Origin of the sequence: Pseudomonas palleroniana (assembly GCF_022836895.1) — a bacterium.
GTDB classification, from domain to species: Bacteria; Pseudomonadota; Gammaproteobacteria; order Pseudomonadales; family Pseudomonadaceae; genus Aquipseudomonas; species Aquipseudomonas palleroniana.
Window position 1 is genome coordinate 3685421 of the sequence record NZ_CP092411.1, and the last position, 22978, is coordinate 3708398.

Below are 22978 nucleotides of genomic sequence, written 5' to 3' on the forward strand. Positions count from 1 at the left end.
CCACAGAAGTGACCGGCGCGGTGCCAGTGTTTAGACTGGCTGCCCTTTCCTCGACCTGAGCCCATCATGGCCAACCACGACCTGAGCTTTACCCCCGATCCCGACGCCGATTCGATCTCTTCCGACGTTATCGGCTTCAACGGCATCCTGGTTTCCACGCAAATTCCAACCCGCGCCGACGGCAGCCTGGAACTGGGTGATATCAGCCTGCAAAGCGAATGCACGCTGCAGGCGTTGAAAGTCGCCCTGGAAAAAGCCGGCAGCTCCATGGACCGCGTGATGCATCTGACCATTTATCTTACCGATATGGCCGACCGCGCCGCGTTCAATGAGGTCTACAAACGCTTTTTCGCCAAGCCCTGGCCCGTGCGCGCCGCGGTTGGCGTTGCCGCCCTGGCCGTTGAAGGCATGCGCGTCGAAGTCACCGCGATGGCCGCCAAAGCCTGAACAGCCCCCTCCCATAAATTGTGTGCAGGTAAGCCAATCCTCATTCCACCTGTGCCGCATGGGTGACCTGCATTGTTAAGCGCCGGCGCCCTGCACACCGCATAATCCTGTGGGAGGGGCTTGCTCCCGATAGCGGGGCATCAGTCACAAATAAGCTGACTGACAGGCCGCCATCGGGAGCAAGCCCCCTCCCACAAGGATTGAGCGGTTTGCACACCGGCCCTATGGTAGGTGCCCGCCCAGCGTTTCACGGCTACAATGCGCGCCTCAACCGTGACAAGCCTGACTAAAAAAACTATGTCCTTGCCCAAGCATCACCTGGAATTGCTCAGCCCTGCCCGCGATGTCGCCATTGCGCGCGAGGCGATCCTGCATGGCGCCGATGCCGTCTATATCGGCGGCCCAAGCTTCGGCGCACGCCATAACGCCTGCAATGAAGTGAGCGATATCGCTCAACTGGTCGAATTCGCCCGGCGTTATCACGCCCGTGTGTTCACCACCATCAACACCATCCTGCATGACAACGAGCTGGAACCGGCGCGCCGGCTGATCCATCAGCTGTACGACGCCGGCGTCGATGCCCTGATCGTGCAAGACCTGGGCGTGATGGAGCTGGATATTCCGCCCATCGAACTGCACGCCAGTACCCAGACCGACATCCGCACCCTGGCCCGCGCCAAGTTTCTCGACCAGGCCGGTTTCTCGCAGTTGGTATTGGCCCGTGAGCTGAACCTGCAAGAGATCCGTGCAATCGCCGACGAGACCGATGCCGCCATCGAATTCTTCATCCACGGCGCCCTGTGCGTGGCATTCTCCGGGCAGTGCAACATCTCCCACGCGCAGAATGGCCGCAGCGCCAACCGTGGCGACTGCTCCCAGGCGTGCCGCCTGCCCTACACCTTGAAAGACGATCAGGGCCGCGTCGTGGCCTTTGAAAAGCACCTGCTGTCGATGAAGGACAACAACCAGAGCGCCAACCTGCGCGCCCTGGTGGAAGCCGGCGTACGTTCGTTCAAGATCGAAGGCCGCTACAAAGACATGGGTTATGTGAAAAACATCACCGCCTACTACCGCCAGCGCCTCGATGACATCCTCGAAGACCGCCCGGACCTGGCTCGCGCGTCCAGTGGCCGCACCGCGCATTTCTTCCTGCCCGACCCGGAAAAAACCTTCCACCGTGGCAGCACCGACTACTTCGTCAGCGATCGCAAGATCGACATCGGCGCCTTCGACACCCCGACCTTCACCGGCCTGCCGGTCGGCGTGGTGGAAAAAACCGGAAAGCGCGACCTGCAAGTTGTGACCCATGAGCCGCTGTCCAATGGTGATGGCCTCAATGTGCTGATCAAACGCGAAGTCGTCGGTTTTCGCGCCAACATCGCCGAGCCTAAAGGCGAGTTCGAAGAAGACGGTGCCAAGCGCTACCGCTACCGCGTCGAGCCGAATGAAATGCCGGCCGGCCTGCACCAGTTGCGCCCCAACCACCCACTGAACCGCAACCTGGACCATAACTGGCAACAGGCGCTGCTCAAGACCTCCGCCGAGCGCCGTATCGGCCTGTCCTGGGTAGCGCGCCTGCGTGAAGACCAACTGCAAGTCACCGCCACCAGCGAAGAGGGCCTGAGTGCCAGCGTCACCCTGCCCGGCCCGTTTGGCGTGGCCAACAAGCCGGAACAGGCGCTGGAGACCTTGCGTGACCTGCTCGGCCAACTGGGCACCACCGAGTACCACGCCACCGACATCCAGCTGGATGCACCGCAAGCGTTCTTCATCCCCAACTCGCAGCTCAAGGCTTTGCGCCGCGAAGTGATCGAAGCACTGACCGCCGCTCGCGTTGCCGCTCATCCACGGGGCGGGCGCAAGGCTGAAACCTCGCCGCCGCCGGTGTACCCGGAAGCGCACCTGTCGTTCCTGGCCAACGTCTACAACCAGAAGGCCCGGGATTTCTACCACCGTCACGGCGTAAAGCTGATCGACGCGGCCTTCGAAGCTCACGAAGAAACGGGCGAAGTGCCGGTGATGATCACCAAACACTGCCTCCGCTTCTCGTTCAACCTGTGCCCTAAACAGGCCAAGGGGGTGACGGGCGTGAAGACCAAGGTGGCGCCGATGCAATTGATCCATGGCGATGAAGTGCTGACGCTCAAGTTCGACTGCAAACCCTGCGAGATGCACGTGGTGGGCAAGATCAAGGGGCATATCCTCGGCCTGCCGCAGCCTGGCAGTGTGGTCGGTTACATCAGCCCGGATGACTTGCTCAAGACCATCCCGCGCGCACCGCACTGAGTCGACCCAGAGAGGTATAAACCAGGCGTTGGACGAAACCGACGCCTGGCGCCTCAGCGGCGCTCAACCGAAATAATTGGGAAACGTGTTAGGCCCCGCGTACAGGAAGTTCGCCGACGTCAGTTTGATGCCTTTGGGAAACTTCAGCTCGACGAACGGACTGCCCGCCGTGACAGGACCCAAATTCGTCGGCACCTGATCGGTGCTGAATATCACCATATAGTCACCTCGCCCCTCGTAGCGCTTGTTACCCAAAAACAACAGGGTTTCGACGTTTTCACCATTAAATTGCTGGCCCGGTGGGTTAACGTAGACCCCGCCTTTGGAGCCGGCACGCGTGGCTTCACGCGAGGCATCATTAATACTCAACTGCCGCGTAATCGCTTCTGCGCCTTCCTTATTGGTGTAATGAATGTAAACCGGCTGCCCGTTGTACGTGCCCGAATCCACTACCGACTGCCAGTTTGGATGGTTCACCAATTTCTGACTTGCCGCCGTGTTGCCGGGCGCCTGGAGGCGACCTTTCGAACTCGCATCCGTTGCCTGCGTTTTCTTTGCGCCGGGGCGTTCGCCGCCTTGAACCCCTCGCCTGGCCCAGACGCCGGTTTCATCCGGCTTGGCAATAATGCCGCTGCTCACCAGCCGGGTCGGGTCTTGAGGGTCCGGTACCCGCAGCAGATAGTGCACGTTGTCCCCGGCGTCCGGCTTGGCACCGGCAAAATATCTGGCGCCGTTGTACTCGATTTCACGCATGCCCGAGCCGGCCTTGGAGAGCGGCGTTGCGTTGAATTTGAACTGATTGACGCCCTTGGCCAGGTTCTGCGAGGTATTGGGCGCCCATTTCAATCCCTGTACACCGCCTTCCCATGCGACGCCTGGCGCACCCGGCCTGAAGGTGTAACTGGCAAAGTGGGTTGAGGGTTTCAGAAACTTCGGAATGACCGGTTTCACCAGTCGGATGCCACTCGTTACAACTTCGGTGACGACTTTTTCGACCGGCAGCAAAAAGGACAGAATATCTATCCATATCTGCGCGAGCCCTTCTATGGGGCGCCCGGCACTGATTGCTTCGATTCCGTGCCAGAGAGGCACAAAACCTTTCAGCACTTCGCGACGTTTTTCCCTCTCTTGCTTGAATGCCTGATAGTTTTTCCGGTCATCTTTCTCGGCGTCAGTAACGCGTTCCGGGTCCTCTTGTGCGCTGTGCAGCAAGTCCAGATCGCTCAGGTAAAACAACTTCTCGCCGACTAGCGTCGATAGCTGCTTGTTGCGCTCCAGGAACAGCGCCTGCGAGTTGGACTGAGTGGTCGCACCTGCAGCCGGTGCCGGCAATTCCCCCAGGGGCTCCAGCGCGTAAAGCTGCGCTGAAAAAGACGTGTTGTCCGGCTGCACACCGGGCTGCTTATCCACTTTGGCCTGGTACTGACTGCCTTGAATATTCGGCTTTTGCCACGCCGTGAACGTCTCGGAGTAACCACCGTCGGGCAAGCGTTTTTTTCCGATCACACTGCTACCCTGGAAGACACCGATATAGTCATCCCGTTTAACCACCGTTCCCTGTTCAGGGTTGACCTCATACACGCGGGTCTTGCCCTGATGAACAGCTTTGAGCAAGAACGTACGGCGCTCCAGCTTGCCGTCCGTTCCCGATGACTTCATTGCATACACACCGACGTCGCCCTGGGCGATAGCAATCTGGTCCGGCACGGGCAAGGTCGAGAACACCTCCTGGAGGATCGTGGCGTAGGCGGTTTTCTTGTTCGCCAGATCCGTTTTGAAGTCCTCACCGAACCGTTTGTCGTCGTAGAGCGCCACCGGGTAGGTTTTGTTATCCGGGTCGGCATGGCCCTTGATCGGGGACACCTGCTGTGTGCCGATGAAATAGTCCTTGCGCATCGGCATGGGCGTGGAAAGACTGTTGACGGCGTCCGCTATTTCTTCGAGGTGTTTGTCCAGTGCGGCAACGGCTTTTTGAATGTCCGCCTGTGAATATTCGGTTTTCCGCTCAAGGATGCCATTCGCCACCGCCCATTCCAGCGCAGGACCTACGCGTGCCGCAGCAATGAAAAGCGCCTGCTCGGGGGTCACCGCCGTGGCACTCATTTTCCCTGGCAAAGCGATCAGCTCTTGCTGGGTCATGCGCTTGGATGAGCCAGGCTCGATGCCTTCAGCCAGATTGACGCCATGCTGAAAACTCACCCAGCTGGCCGAGTTTTTGCTCAGGCCCGACGGCGCCGCCGCCAACTCACGCTTCACCGCCGCAGGGGCATCAAGCGCACGCTTGTGACGGACGTTGCCGGGTTCTGTTGCGGCTTGAACGTTTCCTGCCAGGTAGTCAGGGGTTGGAAAGGTAAAAAGAGTGGTTTTCATCGTTCGCCATTGGGGTGGGGAATTTGCTCCAGGCTGCGGTAGACCCGCAACCTGGCATCCGTACACCCTGTGTGGCACCTGCGTAGGAATCTGTTCCATCTAAGGCGCAGGGATCACGCCTTTTCAATTCGGCCAGGGGCTTTCAGGGGCCACCACCAACCCCGCTGCAACCCTGCCGCCGCCAGCAGAATCGCCGCCACGCCCAGCCATTGCAGCCATCCCAGGCGATGTCCGAACGCAATCCAATCCACGAAAATGGCTGCAATCGGGTAGATAAACGACAGCGCGCCGGTGATCGCCGTCGGCAGTTTCTGGATCGCGCCGTAGAGCAATACATACATCAAGCCGGTATGCACCACGCCAAGGGTGGCCAAGGCCGCCCATGCGTTGCCCGCCGCCGGCAAGCTGTTCCAGGGCACCAATGGCGCCAGCAACAAGGCACCAGTGATGACCTGGATCAAGGCCATCAAGTGCGGTGGCACGGCTTTCAGGCGTTTGATGATCAGCGCCGCCACCGCGTACAAAAACGCCGCGCCCAGGGCCAGGGCGATGCCCGTCAAGTAATCACCGCCGCCGCTCTGTTGCGCGCCATGGGCGGTGACAATCGCCAGCATGCCGAGGAACGCCACACTCAACCACGCCAGTTTCTGCACAGTGATCTTTTCCCCGAGAAACACCGCCGCCAACATCACCAGCATGAACGGCTGGACGTTGTACACCGCCGTACTGATGGCGATGGACGCGCGGGAATAGGACTCGAACAGCAGCAGCCAGTTGCCGACGATGGCCACCCCGCTGAGCATGGCCAGCCCCAGCGTGGCCCAGGTGAGCAAGTCCAGGCGCAAATAGCCCAGTAGTGCACACACCAGCAGCAGCGTCAGCCCCCCGATCCCGCAACGCCAGAACACCACTTCGATGACCGACACGCCAGACACCAGCACAAACCAGCCAATGGTGCCGGAGATCAGCATGGCGGCGACCATTTCCCATGACCCGCGACGGATGGATGTATCCATGATTGAGACTCCTCAAGTGAGGCTCAATTATGGCAATCTGCTTGGCAGTGGCTCCAGCGACTAAAAAAGGCAAAAAACCAAAATCACCTTTTCTTATTAGGCGAACATCATGATTGACACCATCGACCAGCAACTGATCGCCGCCTTGATGGATGACTCGCGGCTGTCGCTCAAGGCTCTGGCGGGCATCGCCGGGTTGTCCTCGCCCAGCGTTGGCGAGCGCCTGCGCCGTCTGGAGGAGCGCGGCGTGCTGACTCACTACACGGTCGACATCGACCCCCGGCATTTCGGCTACCTGCTGCAAGCCATCGTGCGCATCCGCCCGTTACCCGGCAAATTGCAGGAAGTGGAGCGGCAGATCCAGGCCATTCCCGAGTTCACCGAGTGCGACAAGGTCACCGGTGATGACTGCTTTATCGCACGCTTGCATGTGCGCACCATGGAACAGCTCGACACCCTGCTCGACCGCCTCAACACCTACGCCGAAACCAATACCGCCATCGTCAAGAAAACCCCGGTCAAACGGCGCTTGCCGCCCTTGGCTGACTGACGGCGTGCAGCCCCTTGGCGGCGGCCAGCAAGCCTTGAAACTGGCGATAACGTGCGTTTAACCGCGGCTGCTGCGTGAGGTCCGGCCAGTACCGCGCCTTGACCGGCATGCCGGTTTCCAACAGCCTGTCGCCCTGCCCGATCGCCAGGAACCCCAGCTTCGCCGCACCGATACAGGCGCTTAACTCGCTGCCGCGCAGCGTGAAAACTTCCCGCTGCAGAATATTGGCCAGCAGCTGTGCCCAGTATTCACTGCGCGCCCCGCCTCCAACCAAGGCAAAGCGCTCGACGTGGGCACCGGCCGATTGCACCGCGTGCCACGCATCCAACAAACCGAAACCCACGCCCTCCAGCACCGCATAACCGAGCATGGCCGCCGTGCAATCATGGCCCAGGCCCATGAAGCCGCCGCGTAGCAGCGGGTCGTTGTGGGGCGTGCGCTCGCCGGCCAGATACGGCAGGAACAGCGGCATCTCCGGGGGCACGGGCTGCTCGATCGGCCATTGCGCCTGGATCTGATCCAGCAAGGCCTGTTCGTCCGGCATGCCGGTCAGCCGCGTGACCCAGCGCAGGCAACTCGCCCCGGCCAGCATGGCCCCCATGGTGTACCAGCGGCGCGGCAATGCATGGCAGAAACTGTGCACCGCACTGCCCGGGTTGCCGGCAGCGTGATCAGTGATGGCGACGATGGCCGCGCTGGTGCCCAGGGTGATGAAACCATCGCCGGCGTTGATGGCACCCATACCTACGGCGGCCACCGGGTTGTCGCCACCGCCGCCGGCGATCACCACGCCAGGCGCCAGCCCCAGGTCGCCGGCCGTCAACACGGCACTGGCGGCACCGCCTTCGACCAGCCGGGGCAGTTGGCGCGGCAGCAGGCCCGTGGCGCGTACCATCGGGGTAAACCACTCACGCTGCGCCACGTCCAGCCACAGCGTACCGGCGGCATCGGACATCTCGCTGATGCGTTCGCCGCTCAAGCGCAACCGCAGGTAATCCTTGGGCGACAACACGCAATCAATCGCGGCGAAGACGTCAGGCTCATGCTGTTGCAGCCACAGCAGCTTGGGCGCGGTCAGCCCGGCCATGGGCAAGCTGCCGGTCACTTCGGCAAACTCGCTGCCCAGTTGTTCGGCCTCGGCCACCGCCCGCGAGTCATCCCACAGGATGGCCGGGTACAACACGCGGTCGTCCTTGCCCAGCAACACCGCGCCGTGCATCTGCCCCGACAGGCCGATACAGGCGACACGGGCGTAGGCTTCATGGGCACGCAATTGCTCCAGCGCCTGCACGCAAGCCAGCCACCAATCCTGCGGCGCCTGTTCGGACCAGCCATTGTGGCGCCGCGACACGCTCAAGCGCACCCCGGCGTGGGCCAGCACGACGCCGTCGATGTCCATCAGGATCGCCTTGAGTTCCGAGGTGCCGAGGTCTATGCCGAGGGAAACAGGACTGCTCATACGGGGGTTATTCCAATCCAATACAGCCACATGAATGGCGAAGTCGCAGGGTGGGCGCCAGGCGCACGCTCTGGGTCGGCGCGTCGGGCCTGGCCATGCGTTGCAGCAGCAGATCGACCGCCCGTGCGCCCAGGGCCTGCACCGGCTGGGCAATCAAAGTCAGGCGCGGCACAAAAAAATCCGCCCAGTCAAAATCATCGAAACCCACCAGGGCCATCTGCCCCGGCACCGCTATGTGTGCGTCACGCAACGCGTGCATGGCACCCAGGGTCATCAGGTTATTGCCGGCCATGATCGCCGTAGGTGGCGCCGCCAGGCCGAGCAACTGCGCGGTGGCCTGGCGTGCCGGCTGCGTATTCGAGCCGCCATTGACCAGCAGCTGCGCATCAAACGCCAACCCCGCCGCCTGCAACGCGGCGCGATAACCCGCCACCCGCTCATCCGTGGTACTGAAGCCCTCGCGTCCGGCAATGAAGCCGATGCGGCGGTGGCCATGGGCGATCAGATGAGCGATCAGGGCCTGGGTCGGCTGGGCGTTGTCCACCCCGACCTGGTCAAACTGCTCGCTCATCATGCGGTCCACCAGCACTGTGGGGATCTGGTTGGCCCGCAGGTAGTCCAGCGCCTTGGAGCCATTCGAGGGGGCCAGCACCATCCCGTCAACCCGCCGATGATGCAGCGCCGTGACCACGCGCAACTCTTGCTCGGGGTCATCGTGGGTATCGACGAACAGCATCATGTAACCGTGCTTGGCACACTCGGTTTCGATGGCGTGCACGGTTTCGCTGAAATAGTGGTTGGACAGCGCCGAGATCGCCACGCCAATCGTGCTGGTGCTGGAGCGGGCCAGCGAGCGTGCCAGGGTGTTGGGGATATACCCCAGCTCCTCAATGGCGCGCTGTACCGCCTGCACCGTCACCGGGCTGACCTTGCGCGTGCCGTTCAATACGTGGGAGACGGTGGAGGTCGACACCCCCGCCCGGCTTGCCACGTCATCCATGGTGACCACGGCGCTTGCCCCTTGCTCAGTGGATCAATGTTTGCTCGACCAGCCGCTGTACGTACCAACGTTGTCGCGGGTGATCAGTTTCGGCGTCAGCAGGGTCACCGCTTCGGCCGGGGCCTTGTCATTGAGAATGTCGTTGCCCACATTTACCGCCGTCTGGGCCATGGCCCACGGGTCCTGGCTGGCGGACGCCTGGATCTGCGTGTCGGTCTTCAGCGCGTTCTCGATATCCGGCGCGCCGTCCACCGAGGTGATGAGCATGCCGCTGCGTTTCAGTTGCTTGGCCGCCAGGTCGCTGCCGATGGCTTGCGGGTCGTTGATCGCGAACAGCCCATCGATTTTCGGGAAGCGCGTCAGGTAACCCTGCATTACGTTCAAGCCGCCTTCGCGCGAGCCTTTACCGTCCTGGTCGTCCGAGAGCACCTTGATCCCCGGCGCTGCGGCGAATGCCGCCTTGCAGCCTTTGACGCGATCGGTCACGGCGGTGACCTGCGGACCGTTCTGGATGATCACGTTGCCCTTGCCCGAGAGTTTGTCCACCAGGAACTGGCAGGCCAGCTTGCCGGCTTCGACGTTGTCGGTCTGCACCGTGGCATTCACGCCCTTGGCGTCCACATCCACCGCCACCACCACAATCCCCGCATCCCGGGCTTTCTTGATCGCAGAGGCCATGGCCGACGGGTCGACGGCGTTGAGCAGGATCAAATCGACCTTGGACGAAATGAAGTTATCGATCTGGGAAAATTGCTTGCTCAGGTCATAGTCGGCCGACACCGAGGTGACTTTGACGTTGGGGTTGAGCTCCTTGGCCCGGGCCGTGGCACCGTCGGCCAGGGTCACGAAATACGGGTTGCCCAATGAGCCCATGCTGATGCCCAGGGCCTTGAGTTCACGAGCATCGACGGCCTGGGACACCAGGGTAGCCAAGGCAATGACGGGAAACAGTCGTTTGAAGTTCATGCCGGTCTCTCTTGTGATTGTTGTTTGAGTGAACTCAGGTCCGCGCACCGGACTGGCGATAGCGATCCAGCGCGACCGCACCGATGATCACGATCCCCTTGATGATGTACTGCCAGATGTCCGACACCCCCAGCAGCACCAGGCCGTTGGTGAGCACCGCGATAATCAGCGCGCCGATCAGGGTGCCGCCGATGGTGCCGACGCCGCCGGTGAAACTGGTGCCGCCGAGGATCACTGCGGCGATTGCATCCAGTTCATAGGACTGGCCCAGTTGCAGGCCGTTGGCGGCGAACAGGCGTGAAGCGCTCATCACCGCACCCAGCCCGGCCAATGCGCCGGACATGGCATAGACAAAGAGCAGCACCTTCCACACCTTGATCCCCGACAGCCGCGCCGCCTCGGGGTTGCCGCCCACCGAATAGATCTGCACGCCCATCACCGTGCGGCGCAGGATGAACCACGACAACGCCACCACTGCCACGGCGATCACCACCAGCCACGGCACGCCGAGGATCGAGTCATTGCCGATAAACGCGAAGGGCAGGTCCGGGTTGAACACGGTCTTGTCGTCCGCCAGCAAACGCGCCAGGCCACGCATGGCGGTGAGCGCGCCCAGGGTGACGATAAACGGCGGCAGGCGCATGAAGGCGATCAACCCGCCATTGACCAGGCCCAGCAACAACCCGAAGCCGATGCCGGCGGCGATCCCGAACATGCCGAACTGCGGCGACATCGACGCCTGCAAGGCGACCACGGCGGACGCCGCGAGAATCGCACCGACCGACAGGTCGATCCCCGCCGTGAGAATCACAAAGGTCATGCCCGCCGCCAGCACCACGTTGACCGAAGCCTGTTGGGTGATGATCGACAGGTTCTGCACGGTGAGGAAGTTTTCACTGGCCAGGGCAAAGCCCACCAGCAGCAGGACCAGCACCGGCAGCATGCCCACGGTGCGCATCAGTTCGCGCACGCGTTCGGTTTTATGGGTTGTTGTCATCGTCAATTCAGCCATGGGCAGCCACCTGATCGCCACCAGTGGCGAGGTCAATAATACGTTCCTGGGAAATGGCATGGCCGGAAGCCCCACCGACTTCGGCGACCAACTCGCCTTCGCGCATGATCAGCACACGGTCGCAGGTGCCGATGATTTCCGGCAGCTCGCTGGAAATCACCACGATGCCCACGCCCGCCTGCGCCAGTTGATTGATGATGCGGTAGATCTCCGACTTGGAGCCGATGTCCACGCCCCGCGTCGGTTCATCGAGGATCAGCACGTGCGGCTTGACCTCCAGCAACCGCGCCAGGAGCACCTTCTGCTGGTTGCCGCCGGACAACGCGCCGACATTGACCTTGCCCGACGCCACACGAATCGACAGCGACTTGATCGCAGCGGCGGCGCGTTGTGCCGCATGGCCACGATCGAGCACGCCACCGGCATGGGCATCCGGGACGCAGGCGCAGACATTGATGTTGTCGGCCACGCTCATGTCCAGGAACAGCCCCTGGGCCTTGCGGTCTTCGGTGAGGTACACCACGCCGGCACGAATCGCATCGGCCGGGGTACGCAGTTGGGTGACGGTCTTGCCGACCACTTCCAGGCTGCCGCTGATGCGCGGGTCGGCGCCGAAAATCAGGCGCGCCAGCTCGGTACGCCCGGCCCCGACCAAGCCGGCAATGCCCAGCACTTCGCCAGCATGCAAATCAAAGCTGCAGCGGCGCACCCGCTTGCCATCCGCCATATCGCGCACGCGCATCACCACGTTGCCCGGGTTATACGCCGCGTGCTCCTTCTTGTAGAACCCCGAGAGGTCGCGGCCCACCATCATTTTTACCAGCACCTCGGCGGACAGCGCTTCGCGGGTCAATTCGCCGATGTATTGGCCGTCGCGCAGTACCGAGACCCGGTCGGATAACTCATAGATCTCGGCCATGCGGTGACTGATATAGATGATCGCCAGGCCCTGGCTGCGCAGCTGTTTGATCAGGGCAAACAGGCGGTCGGTTTCGCGGGAAGACAACGGCGTGGTGGGTTCATCCATCACCAGGATCCGCGCGTGGGCATGCAAGGCGCGGGCGATTTCCACCAGTTGACGCTCGGCAATCGACAGGCTGCTCACGAGGGTATTGGGCTTGAACTCGGCGCCCAACCGTTGCAACACCTCGACGCAGCCGGCCTGCATGCCTTTGCGGTCGATGGTCCAGCCGCGCCGGCGTTCGCGCCCCAGATAGATGTTCTCGGCCACGCTCAGGTTCGGGCACAGGCTCAGTTCCTGATAGATCACGGCGATGCCGAGGGTCTTGGCGGTGGCGGGGTCGAAGGAGGCGACGGGCTGGCCGTCGATGCGGATTTCACCGCCGGGATCGGCCTGGTAAGCGCCGGAAAGAATCTTCATCAGGGTCGACTTGCCGGCGCCGTTCTCACCCATCAGGGCATGAATTTCACCGGGATAGACCTTCAGGCCGACATTCTTGAGCACCCGCAAACCATTGAAGGTTTTGCTGATGCCCTGCATCTCAAGCAAGGGATCAAGGCTCATGGCTGAGCTCCTGGATTTATTATTTTTGTTGTCGAATGCTGCCGACTCTAGATCAGATACATTTCCTTACGCAAGCGCTTGCGTGTGCCGTTTATCGTTTGGTTAAACGTTTCAGTCAAAGCAAAAACGCGGAATCTGCGGGTTACTAGCTATTTGACGCTGCGTGACGACCCAGGCTGCAGTCACCGCGCTCATCGGCCAACTTGGCCACAAAGCCTGCGATACGCTGGCACGCCTGGGCCAGGCGTACTTCGCCAAGGGTGAACGACAAGCGCACGAAACCCTGGGCGGGCTCACCAAAGGCCGCCGCATCGAGGACCGACACGCCGGCTTCGCGAAACAGTCGCCAGGCGAAGTCCAGGGAACTGAGGCCGGTCCCGCGTATGTCCACCAGCACAAACATACCGGCTTGGGGTGCCTGCACCTGGATGCCAGGGCAGAGACTCAGCGCGGTCACCACCAAATCACGTCGGCGCCGGTAGATCTCGCGCATGCCCTGGGTCACGTCATCATGGGCCAGCACCGCCGCCGTCGCGGCTTCCATCACAAACCCCGGCACACCGTAAAGCATGCTCAGCACCAGGGTTTGTGCGTGCACCACCATCTGCGGCGCGGCGATGATCCAGCCGATGCGCCAACCGGTCATGGCGTGGGACTTGGACAAACTGCCAATCACGATGCAGCGTTCGGCCATACCCGGTAACGCGGCCAGGCTGTGGTACTGGCCGTCGAACACCAGGCTTTCATACACCTCGTCGACCACCACCCACAGGTCATGGGCCACGGCCAGGTCGGCGATGGCTTGCAGCTCCCGAGGGTCAAGCACCACGCCGGTGGGGTTGTTCGGGTTGGAGAAGAAGATCGCTCGGGTACGCGGGGTGATCGCCGCGGCGAGCGCCTGCGCGTCCAGGCGAAAGCCGGACTCCGGCAAGCACGGCACACGTACCAGGGTCGCGCCGCTGGCGTTGAGCGTGGCTTCGTAGGTGACATACATCGGGTCGAGCACCAGCACTTCATCCCCGGCCTGCAACAGGCACAGGGAGCTGATGAACAATGCATTTTGTGCTCCGGGCACAATGATGACGTTTTCGGCGCCTACGGCGCGCCCCAGGCTGTTGCTGTAGCGCGCCGCCACCGCGTCGCGCAGGGTCTGGCGGCCGGGGATCTCGGTGTAGTGGGTATCGCCCTCGCGCAGGGCGCCGACGGCGGCATCGGTAATGAAGGATGGCGTGGCGAAATCGGGGTCGCCGACGCTGAGGATAATGATGTCCTCGCCCTGGCTGGCGGCGTGAAACGCGGCGTGGTGTATGTCCCAGGCAGCGACGCCCTGCCCTGTAATTCGTTCAACGAAGGGGGAAAACCGCATGCCGGAGCCTCTCGTTCAAAAAGAAAAAAGCGCGGGTCCGTCCAAGTGCGAACGGATGGATGCGCTCAACATAGTTCAAACTCCGTAGCCGTCCAATCAATCAAGGCGGCTCGACACCAAAGCCTTTGGCGCAAAGAGTGGAAACACAAGGCACAGGACCTGCCGGCAGAAGCGAGGAATCAAAACGGGGCGCATGGCGACACAAGGACAATGCCACGGGACTTAGTGAGCCCGGGCGTAATCCATACCCTGTCGGTGACCAACCTCATGAACACTGTTTCGCTCTCCCATGCCACGCAACACCGTCCTCCCCCCGCCCCGACAACCGCCAACCCGCCGCAGCTTTCCGGGCAAGCGCGTGAGTTTCCCGCCCCCTCGGCACAGGCTGAAGGTTCACGCCCCGAGGGTGATCGTGAGCTTGCAACAACGGAGTATCACAGCGCGTTGCTCCTGGCGGCCAACCGTGAACGAAACATTACTATTCGCCGCCTTCCTCCCTCCTCCACCTTCTGTCAGTGGTGGACACAGTTGCATAACGCCTTTCAGTCCCCCGACGTGCTGCAGTGGATCCGAGACCAAGGGATCGACACGGCATCGATCAAGCTCAACGCCACCTCGGGCCAGATCAGCTTTACGCTCACGCGGGCGCGTGATCCCGAACAAAAACTCCATACGGTCGGGCAAGACGACCCGCGCTGGGCGGCTATCAGCGGCCCGGTTCTGAATGCCGCCAGGGTTATTGCCGCAGGCCATGCCGATACCTGGTTCAAGCCGCCGGTCAGTGTTCCAGATGAACCGGTTGCCTGGTGGTTGATCGGCCGGTTTTACAACGAGCGGCAGGACCTCACCGGGCCGGCGATGCGTGAGCGGGCGGCAGAAATCGATCGAAACCAGGGGTTCACCCCGCTCGATCCAGGCACGTCGAAACACTTGATCGAATCGCGCAGCGAGGAAGCACTCCAGAACCAGAAAGCGTTTACAGGCGATATCCACAACCGACATCAGGCTGCCGGCGAACTCAGACACCTGGCGGCATCCGTGGAAAATGGCGTCGAATACGTTGGGCAGATTACGCATGAACTGAAGGCCAGGACACTCAACCTGTCGTCTGACAGCAGCTACCGTCCCTCAAGCGGCGGCCAGTCCCCGACCGTTTCGCTTTTACAATACCTCACGGACCACGGGTTGCACTTGCCAACCCGTCACGAAGAGCTGGTCAACCTCGCAACCGCCCTCTCCACTCCCACACCCAAGGCGGCTGTGCAGGGGAACCTCAGCGGTGCGCTGAGGTGGCTTGACCAGGAGAGCCTGCAACAGCTCAAGGCGGATATTCAGGGCGGCACGCTCGGCAACATTAAGCTGAGCCCGTTCAAAACTGTCTTGGACTACCTGCTGGACAATCGGTCGATCTCTCCCGCCGAGCTCGACAACCCGCGCCTGATGATTGAAGCCTTGATCAGCTCCCCCAGGGGCCAGGCCCTGGGCGACGCCATTCAAGCAGTCTTTGCCGCGCGCGGCGTCAAAGGCCCCGGCACCGATTGGCTGCTGGCGGCGCTGCATCTGGGGGTTGATAGCGACGCAGCACAGGGCTTGAACATTGGCGGCTATCACTTGGTTTCGCCTGAGAATGTGGGCAAGACGGCTGCCACGGTTTTCAAGGAACTGGTCGAGCATCTGGTTGCTCGCGGGCAGGCTTCGTCGCCTGAAAAGGCGCTGATCCAGGCGCACCTGGTGTTGGCCAGTCTGGCACCGGAGTTCCGGGTCAAGGGCATCCCGGACACGATCGTCCCAGGCACTCACAGCTGGGTCAGCTTCGCCACCCTGGTCGCCCGTATTGAAGCGAAATCGCCGGGTGCCACGGCAACGATGAACTATGCGCAAATCATGCTGGAAGGCAGCACTGCACCGGTGACCGATGAGGACAGCGCAAGTGAATATGCCGCCCAGGCCAAAGCACTCAAGGAGTGGGCCGTCGCCAACGGTCAGGCCTATCCCTCGACCGAAGCGGCCATGGTTGAAGTGCGCAAGGCGTTCACCGCCCAGATCAACGAGTTGAAGGAGGCGGCGCAAACAGACATAAGGGAACTCCCGACCACTCGGGCCATTGCACTGGAACAGCTGAAAAAGGCCCTGCCGCACATCGACCCGAAATGGTTCGACGAAAAATGCATCACCGTACAGCCCGCACATAAACGCTTTCCAGAACGTTACTCGATACTGGACAGTTACATCGACGGACGCCCTCTGTTCTGGACACCCAACCGTGCCAACTTCTGGAAGGAAGAGGCACGTAACTTCACCAACCTGTTCAGGTCCGAGGAAAACCAGGAGCAGCCTGATCAAACGCCCGCCGCCTGGGTCTCTTCATCCAGCGCGTTCAACTTCGATGAGGTTCGCGAAAAGCTGAAAAGCCTGCCACGCCCAAAAGACCTGTTCGCGCAACAATTCACCGACTTTTCCGATGCGCTGAAAAAAACCACGGCGGCGCAGTACAAATTGCTGCTGGCCAGACAACCGCTGGAAGACCGTCAGCATCTGCAGTTCGGCCAATTGACGGTCCGCAAGGAAGTCAGCTACCACCGGGCGGACCACCCCGTACGAGTGGCCGATGGCGTGCTGTTGGTAGAAACCGAATACAACGGCAAGGTCATCCACTATGCGATTGATCGAAACAAGGGCACCATCACCCGCCGGCATGGGCAGACCTATGATGAATACCCGCCGACCAACGGCACCATCCCCCAACCCGGCAAGCGGTACGACGTGATCAAACCTGCGGGTAACTACCCGGCAGACGTTACGAATGAGAAAAAAGATGCCCGAGGCGCGCCTGACAGTTTCAGCAGTGCCCGGACCCGCTACATCGTCGATGCGGTACTCGACGACATGCGCCTGCCCGAGGTCGAGCGTTATGCCAAAGGTGCCACGACATTCGACACTCAGGTACCGCTGTACGAGACCATTGAACAAATCGTCGTCGGCTTGATTCCATTCAAATCAGGCATCGAGAACATCATCAACGGCAGGATCAAGGAAGGCATTGTTGAAGTTGTTGTCGACCTGTTCGGTTTTGCAATCGGCATTGGTGGCGCACTCAAAGGTGCGAAAGGCGTTGTCGCAGGCGCGTCAGCCCTTTCAAAGGTGGGCCATGCAGGCAAAATCATTGGCCGGGCAGCGGTGGGCGCGCTGAACCCCTTGAGCGGTGTCGATGACCTGGCGCTGGGTGTCCTGCAGGCAGGCAAGAAGGCAGTTATAACGGCAGCCGGCGCCACATACCGCGGGATTCAACATCTACGTGGCCAGCGTAGTGTCAACCTGCTTGAGCTGGCCAAAAAGCCGGACATCGCCGAAGGCACCTACAGGGCACTCAATCACACGGTGGAAAGCCAAGCCCTGGCCAAATTCGATGAGGCATCAGGTCGCTGGTACGCCTTTGACCCGCATACCCAGCAAGCCTTCGGCAAACCGCTGGATAACTTCCGGGTGGCTCCTGCTGGCGCCAATACCGCCGACAGCTTGCACGCGATCGGCAGCGCTGATGCCGTCAAGGCCGCCAGTCAGCAATACGGCCTGGCGGCAAGCGGACGGTTAAAGGCTGGACAACAGACGGTGGAAGACATCGCGGTCATGGTTCAAGGTAACTGGCATCGATACGATGCGTTCAAGAAACAACCCTTCGGGCCACCTTTGAAAGACTTCACCCCTCACCGAATCGCGGCTGGCGGCGAGGTCAGGCCCCTGGACCCGGACCTCCTGGGTTATGAAGCCAAGTACATCGCGGCTGACGAGCTCTCGGCCAAGGGCTTGCAAGGCAATGTCTATGTGGGCCGTGGCCGGAATGAATACGTGAAGATCGACGGGGTGCTTTACAAGTCCAAGCTTAAAGACGGACAACGTGTCATCCGGCATCCCCAGGGCACGGGGCCGGACATTGCGGTCAGGGATCTGGGGGCCTCAGGATGGGAACCTGCCGCCAGAACTGCGCGTTTGCTGGGAGGCAAGAGTGACGCACCCTTGCGTTGGAAATTGGGCGACAGCACCTATGTCGTGCCCATGGACGACATTAAAGTCGTGGAAAACTCAACCACCCCGTTCACGCTCAACTACAAGGGCGTCGAACATAACGTCATCTTCGACAGTTCGGCGGGAGCCTGGAAAGAAAGCAACCTGTCCACCGGTATCGATCCGCTCAACCCTGCCTATTTCTGGCGAAGCGCCAAGGGCAAGTGGCAACGCGGGCCGTTTAACGAATTCATAAAAGCCAGAAAGGCAGATGCGCATACCTACTCGTTCGTTGATGTCATGCCGCCTTCGGCCGTGAAAATCCCCAATGATGTGAAGCCGATCCCCAGAAACCTTCACTATTTCTGGGCGGGTCAAGAGCTCCCACCCAAGCTGATGGATACTCTGCTCAACAACGCCGCCCAGGCGCCTGGGTACAAGTCCATCCTGCATGTGGATGCTGACACCCCAGCCATTTTCAACCAGATAAAGCGCACCCTGGAAAGCAAGGCTCCCGGCCTGGAAGTCAGGAACCTGCGCGAGGATGACGTCTTCAAACAGCTGAAAGGCGATGGGATGTATGACTACTTTCGACAGGGACAAGGGAAAAACCTGGCCGCCGCTTCAGACGTTGCCCGGTACCCTATCCTCAACAAATATGGTGGGTTCTACCTGGATACCGATGATGTGATCCAGGCAAAGGTCGGGGCTGACGGGTTAAATGCCGGCGCGAGTGATGTGCTGCTCAACAAACCGGTTGCCCATAGCCTCACCGGCTATAAGCCGTTCTACAACACCAGCAATTTCGGCACACAAGCAGGCAACCCGGTCATCACCGCAGTGATTGATGAAATGAAAAACAGCTTTGCGGCCAACAAACCCTACTTTGCGGCGAACCGGCCTACGGTGGGCCGTGGGCCTGACGGCCGAGTGCAATACACCCCTGAATTCAATCTCTATGAGGGCAAGATTTTTGAGACTGTGGGGCCAACGCTGTTCAACAAGGTGCTCAAGTCGCAACGGCCTGACATGTACGACTTGGGCTTTGACGGCATTACCAAGGAGTCGCGGCTGGTCAACGGAAAGCTCGAATCACACGGCCCGATAGTCAACATTGAAAACGATGTTCGTCGGTACTACACGCGTCGCGGCATCGTTCCCCCGCAAACGCTGGACAAACAGCTGGACAACCTAAAGCAGCATTACTATCCGCTTCACTACAAGTTCCAGGTCAGGATTGGCGCTGAACACTCCTGGATCAACGCCTGACTTGAAGAGGCTCAATCCTGGGGCTCTGTAGTGCCGGCCTGCGGCGCTTCATCTACCGGTTTGAGCGGCACTTGCGCATCATCCATCAACGACCCCGGGTCTTCATTGCCGGGGTCGTTGAGTTCTTCATCAGGCTCTTTTGACATGACCGTTCCCTCTAACCGCCTTGGGTATCGATATCGGCATCGGTTTCAGGCTTGGGCTCGCGCTCGGGCTTGAAGTCTGGACTGTAGTCGTTTTCCTTGGCCTTGGGGTCTTTGGCCGGCGTCGGGTCCTTGGGGGCATCGGCACCGGTGGCAGGTTGTGGGTGTGGGTTCATGGGGCACCTCTTGGAAAATATCGGCCGGGTAGAGTTAAGGTCACGCTTCCGGCGCTGAAGTTCAATTGATTCAAGACACCGGGTTATCCACCTGGATGTAGAACGCATAGGCGCCCAGCAAGACCCAGAACACCATGAACAACCAGGGCGCACGCATCGAAAACAACAGCGACTTGCGATAGCCCTTGTGCGATGACTCCGTTTCGCAGAACAGCGGCGAGTCGTCATACGCCAGCCCCATCACCGGCTCGCTGCGCAGCAGTTCGCTCTGCTTGTAGTGCCAATGGTCGATGATTTCGTAGGCGGCGCGGATACCCGGCCAGGCGTTCAACGAGCTGAGGATGCCCAGGGCGGCGAGGAATACCGGCACCACCAGCGTGAAGAATTTGCCCCACTCGGGATTGAGATTGCCCATGCCCGAGACGAACGCAATCACCAGGAATGACTGCGCGGTGAGGTAGGCATCGGTGCGGTTGGCCAGGATGCTGGTTTCGTATTGGATCTCTCGGCGATAGAAATCCAGGCGGTCCTTGGGCGAGCCGAAGATCTTGGCGTTGTGTTCGCTGTGATCGGTCAGGGCCGCTTCGGGAGTATCCGGCGAGATGATTCTGGGCACGGCGGTGCTCCATTAAGGTGTCGAGTGTCGTTAGAAGAATCACGGCAAGGTGAAGTTCAAACATTGTCACGCACCCATTTGGCGCACCGCCTGCCCCTGTAGTGAGCGAGCTTGCTCGCGCTGGGCTGCGCAGCGGCCCCAATAAGAGCGGGAGCGCTGCGCACTCCAGCGCGAGCAAGCTCGCTCACTACAGGCGGTTTAGGCACAAGCTTTGCTTAACCCTTTCATCACCCACTACCGCGCTTACCTGCAGGAGCTTTCGTTACCCCCCGACCCAGAGCCGACCCCATAAGAAAGTAAGGACCCGGTCCGCTGGCACTGTGCGCCACGGCCTTATAAAAAATGCGTTTTTTTGAAGCGGCAGTGCCATCAAGCTGCACTCGGCACTGACAAGGTACTGGAATGGCTCGATCTTTCTTTGATGAAATGAATGACGCAAACGGCGTGTGCCGTGCGCACTATCAGGACTTCTCACGCTGGCTGGCCAACACGCCGCCGGAACTGCTGGCCCAGAGGCGTCGCGAAGCTGACCTGTTGTTCCATCGCGCCGGGATCACCTTCACCCTCTATGGCGACGAGCAAGGTACCGAACGCCTGATCCCCTTCGACATCATCCCGCGCAGCATCCCCGCCAGTGAATGGAGCGTGATCGAACGCGGCTGCATTCAGCGAGTCAACGCCCTCAACCTGTTTCTTGCCGACATCTACCACGACCAGCGCATCATCAAGGCCGGCATCATCCCGGCGGACCAGGTGCTGGGCAACGAGGGGTATCAGAAGTCGATGGTCGGCCTGGACCTGCACCGCGGCCTCTACTCGCACATTTCGGGTGTGGACCTGGTCCGCGACGGTGATGGCACCTACTACGTGCTCGAAGACAACCTGCGCACGCCCAGCGGCGTGAGCTACATGCTCGAAGACCGCAAGATGATGATGCGCCTGTTCCCGGAAGTCTTCGCCAAGCAGCGCATTGCACCGGTGGACCACTACCCCAACCTGCTGCTCAAGACCCTGAAAAGCTCCAGCCGCCTGGACAATCCCAATGTGGTGGTACTGACACCCGGGCGCTTCAACAGCGCATTCTTCGAACACGCGTTCCTCGCCCGGGAAATGGGCGTGGAACTGGTCGAAGGCGCCGATCTGTTCGTGCACGACCTCAAGGTGTTCATGCGCACCACCGACGGCCCCAAGGCCGTGGATGTGATTTACCGGCGTATCGACGATGCATTCCTCGACCCACAGGCATTCAACCCGGAGTCCATGCTGGGCGTACCTGGCCTGGTCGCCGCGTACTGTGCGGGCAACGTGGTGCTGGCCAATGCGATTGGCACCGGGGTGGCCGATGACAAGTCGATCTACCCCTATGTGCCGGACATGATCCGCTTCTACCTGAGCGAAGAACCGATCCTGCAAAACGTGCCGACCTTCCAGTGCCGCAAGCCGGATGAACTGTCCCATGTGCTGGCTAACCTGGGCGAGCTGGTGGTCAAGGAAACCCAGGGCTCCGGCGGCTACGGCATGCTGGTGGGCCCGGCCTCGACGGCCGCCGAGATCGAAGATTTCCGCCAACGCATCAAGGCCCGCCCCCACGCCTACATCGCCCAGCCCACCTTGAGCCTGTCGACCTGCCCCACCTTTGTCGAAAACGGTATCGCGCCACGGCATATCGACCTGCGACCGTTTGTGTTGTCGGGCAAGGAAACCCGCCTGGTGCCCGGCGGCCTGACCCGCGTGGCGTTGAAGGAAGGTTCGCTGATCGTCAACTCGTCGCAAGGCGGCGGAACCAAAGACACCTGGGTGGTGGAGGACTGAGTATGTTGAGTAGAACCGCCGCAGATCTGTACTGGATGTCCCGCTACCTGGAACGTGCCGAGAACCTGGCGCGCATGCTGGAAGTCAGTTACTCGCTGTCGTTGATGCCCCAGGCCGGGCGCAGCGATGGCCTGGACGAACTGGCGATGTCGTTGCTCAGCAGCGGCACCCTGGACAGCTACCTCGAACGCCATAAGCACCTGGACGCCGAGCGCATGTTGCATTTCTTCGCCCTCGACGCGGAAAACCCCGCCAGTATCTACAACTGCCTGCGCGCCGCCCGGGGCAATGCCCATGCGGTACACGGGCGCATCACCGCCGACATGTGGGAAAACCTCAACGCCACCTGGCTGGAAATGCGCAGCATCGCCGCCGGCGGTCTGGCACGCCACGGCATCAGCCACTTCTGCGACTGGGTCAAGCAGCGCTCGCACCTGTTCCGAGGCGCGACCTCGGGCACCATCATGCGCAATGATGCCTATCGGTTTATCCGCCTGGGCACCTTTGTCGAGCGCGCGGACAACACCTTGCGCCTGCTGGATGCGCGCTACGAGATGTTTGGCGAAGAGTCGGAAGAAGTCAGCGACCTGTCGGCACGCGGTTATTACCAGTGGAGCGCGCTGCTGCGCGCGTTGTCGTCGTTCGAGGCGTACACCGAGTTGTACCCGAATGCGCTGAACGCACGCTCGGTGTCGCAGTTGCTGCTATTGCGCAGCGATGTACCGCGTTCGTTGCATGCGTGCATCGAGGAACTGAGCCATATCCTGGCGGACCTGCCCGGCAGTTACGGGCGCTCGGCGCAGCGCCTGGCGGCGGAGTTCGAGGCGCGACTGCGCTATACCGGCATCGATGAAATCCTTGAAGACGGCTTGCATAGCCGGCTGACCGAGTTCATCGACACCGTGCGCGAGTTGGCGCGGGCGATTCATAGCTCTTACCTGGAAGTCGTCTGAGGCGCGGCCA

At 61.0% G+C, this 22978-nt stretch carries 16 protein-coding genes and 1 pseudogene; 6 read left to right on the forward strand and 11 right to left on the reverse strand.

What is annotated here, in order from left to right; all coding sequences use genetic code 11:
* Positions 1-66 precede the first annotated feature (66 nt).
* Positions 67-447 (forward strand): RidA family protein, encoded by a 381-nt coding sequence (locus tag MJP36_RS16785; RefSeq protein ID WP_060753077.1) that lies wholly within the window; start codon positions 67-69, stop codon positions 445-447.
* A gap of 297 nt (positions 448-744) precedes the next feature.
* The gene (locus tag MJP36_RS16790; protein WP_244383514.1) at positions 745-2733 is read left to right on the forward strand and encodes a peptidase U32 family protein; all 1989 of its coding nucleotides are present in this window, start codon (positions 745-747) and stop codon (positions 2731-2733) included.
* A gap of 63 nt (positions 2734-2796) precedes the next feature.
* Here MJP36_RS16790 and MJP36_RS16795 read toward each other — a convergent pair whose 3' ends face one another.
* A complete protein-coding gene (locus MJP36_RS16795) occupies positions 2797-5103 on the reverse strand; it encodes a hypothetical protein (RefSeq protein WP_244383515.1) in 2307 nt (768 codons plus the stop codon).
* Between the two features lie 113 nt (positions 5104-5216).
* Positions 5217-6119 carry a DMT family transporter gene (locus MJP36_RS16800; protein ID WP_244383516.1) on the reverse strand — a complete coding sequence of 301 codons (903 nt, stop codon included), beginning with the start codon at positions 6117-6119 and terminating at the stop codon, positions 5217-5219.
* A 109-nt stretch (positions 6120-6228) separates the two neighbouring features.
* Between MJP36_RS16800 and MJP36_RS16805 the strand changes: the two genes are divergently transcribed.
* On the forward strand, positions 6229-6669 hold the full coding sequence (locus MJP36_RS16805) for an Lrp/AsnC family transcriptional regulator (RefSeq protein WP_244383517.1): 441 nt from the start codon (positions 6229-6231) through the stop codon (positions 6667-6669).
* On the opposite strand, the gene xylB is transcribed toward MJP36_RS16805, so the two are convergent.
* The 6 genes and pseudogenes from xylB to MJP36_RS16835 form a co-directional block, all read right to left on the reverse strand.
* Entirely contained in the window at positions 6638-8128 is a 1491-nt protein-coding gene (gene xylB / locus MJP36_RS16810; RefSeq protein WP_244383518.1) for a xylulokinase, read from the reverse strand. The two genes, MJP36_RS16805 and xylB, sit on opposite strands and share 32 nt — an antisense overlap.
* 7 nt (positions 8129-8135) lie before the next feature.
* Complete coding sequence (locus MJP36_RS16815; RefSeq protein WP_244383519.1) at positions 8136-9137, reverse strand: LacI family DNA-binding transcriptional regulator; 1002 nt, start codon at positions 9135-9137, stop codon at positions 8136-8138.
* Positions 9138-9161: 24 nt separating this feature from the next.
* Positions 9162-10094 carry an ABC transporter substrate-binding protein gene (locus tag MJP36_RS16820; protein WP_060753084.1) on the reverse strand — a complete coding sequence of 311 codons (933 nt, stop codon included), beginning with the start codon at positions 10092-10094 and terminating at the stop codon, positions 9162-9164.
* 34 nt (positions 10095-10128) lie between these two features.
* A complete protein-coding gene (locus MJP36_RS16825) occupies positions 10129-11106 on the reverse strand; it encodes an ABC transporter permease subunit (RefSeq protein ID WP_060753313.1) in 978 nt (325 codons plus the stop codon).
* On the reverse strand, positions 11099-12631 hold the full coding sequence (locus tag MJP36_RS16830) for a sugar ABC transporter ATP-binding protein (RefSeq protein ID WP_244383520.1): 1533 nt from the start codon (positions 12629-12631) through the stop codon (positions 11099-11101). Before MJP36_RS16830 ends, MJP36_RS16825 begins: the two co-directional genes overlap by 8 nt.
* Positions 12632-12821: 190 nt before the next feature.
* Positions 12822-13997, reverse strand: a pseudogene (locus MJP36_RS16835) (pyridoxal phosphate-dependent aminotransferase); the annotation flags it as partial.
* 267 nt (positions 13998-14264) lie between these two features.
* Here MJP36_RS16835 and MJP36_RS16840 point away from each other — a divergent pair.
* Positions 14265-19268, forward strand: coding sequence for a glycosyltransferase (locus tag MJP36_RS16840; RefSeq protein ID WP_244383522.1), 5004 nt, complete (start codon positions 14265-14267; stop codon positions 19266-19268).
* Between the two features lie 11 nt (positions 19269-19279).
* Here MJP36_RS16840 and MJP36_RS27940 read toward each other — a convergent pair whose 3' ends face one another.
* The 3 genes from MJP36_RS27940 to MJP36_RS16850 form a co-directional block, all read right to left on the reverse strand.
* A complete protein-coding gene (locus tag MJP36_RS27940; protein WP_279613724.1) occupies positions 19280-19414 on the reverse strand; it encodes a hypothetical protein in 135 nt (44 codons plus the stop codon).
* 11 nt (positions 19415-19425) lie between these two features.
* Positions 19426-19587, reverse strand: coding sequence for a hypothetical protein (locus MJP36_RS16845; protein ID WP_199777954.1), 162 nt, complete (start codon positions 19585-19587; stop codon positions 19426-19428).
* Positions 19588-19657: 70 nt separating this feature from the next.
* Positions 19658-20203 carry a hypothetical protein gene (locus tag MJP36_RS16850; protein ID WP_060753088.1) on the reverse strand — a complete coding sequence of 182 codons (546 nt, stop codon included), beginning with the start codon at positions 20201-20203 and terminating at the stop codon, positions 19658-19660.
* A gap of 402 nt (positions 20204-20605) precedes the next feature.
* On the opposite strand from MJP36_RS16850, the gene MJP36_RS16855 reads away from it, so the two are divergent.
* Together MJP36_RS16855 and MJP36_RS16860 are read left to right on the forward strand one after the other, a co-directional pair.
* Complete coding sequence (locus tag MJP36_RS16855) at positions 20606-22015, forward strand: circularly permuted type 2 ATP-grasp protein (RefSeq protein ID WP_090371131.1); 1410 nt, start codon at positions 20606-20608, stop codon at positions 22013-22015.
* Between the two features lie 2 nt (positions 22016-22017).
* On the forward strand, positions 22018-22968 hold the full coding sequence (locus MJP36_RS16860; protein WP_244383523.1) for an alpha-E domain-containing protein: 951 nt from the start codon (positions 22018-22020) through the stop codon (positions 22966-22968).
* Positions 22969-22978 lie beyond the last annotated feature (10 nt).